The 534-nt window shown below is 72.1% G+C and carries 1 protein-coding gene; it reads right to left on the minus strand.

Annotated features, from left to right (window positions below; translation table 11 throughout):
* Positions 1-534, minus strand: a 534-nt coding sequence (locus tag GEV06_29250; GenBank protein ID MPZ21923.1) for a hypothetical protein, incomplete at both ends; no start/stop codon positions are given.

A 534-nucleotide genomic window follows, 5' to 3' on the forward strand; every position in this document is an offset into this window, starting at 1 on the left:
AGGAGGCGACGGTGGCGCCCGCGCCGGGTACCGCACCCATCAGGGACCCGAGCACCGTGCCCCGGCCGAGGCTGCCCGCCCGCGACCGCAACGCGTGCAGGCCCGGCAGCAGCGTGCGAGTGCTCGCCGGCTGCTGGACGGCCTGGTCGGAGAATCGCTCGCCGTATCGCGCGATGACGTGGCCGAGCGCGTAGACCCCGATCATCACCGGGAGGTAGTCGATGCCGTCCCGCAGCACCTGGCTGCCGAAGTCGAACCGGACGCTGCCGTAGACGTCGTCGACCCCGACCGTCGCCAGCAACATGCCGACGAGCAACGACGCCAGCGAGCGGACGACGGACCGGTCCGCCAGCGCGAGCACGCTGGTGAGTCCGATCAGGACGATGACGAAGTACTCGGCCTGGCCGAACTTCAGCGCGATATCCGCGAACGGCCTTGCGACGAACGTGACCAGCAGCCACGCCGCCAGGCCGCCGATCAGCGCCGCCACGGCCGCCCAGCCGAGTGCCTCCGCCGCGCGTCCCTGGCGGGTCA

The sequence above is a fragment of the Luteitalea sp. genome (assembly GCA_009377605.1).
Classification (GTDB): domain Bacteria; phylum Acidobacteriota; class Vicinamibacteria; order Vicinamibacterales; family Vicinamibacteraceae; genus WHTT01.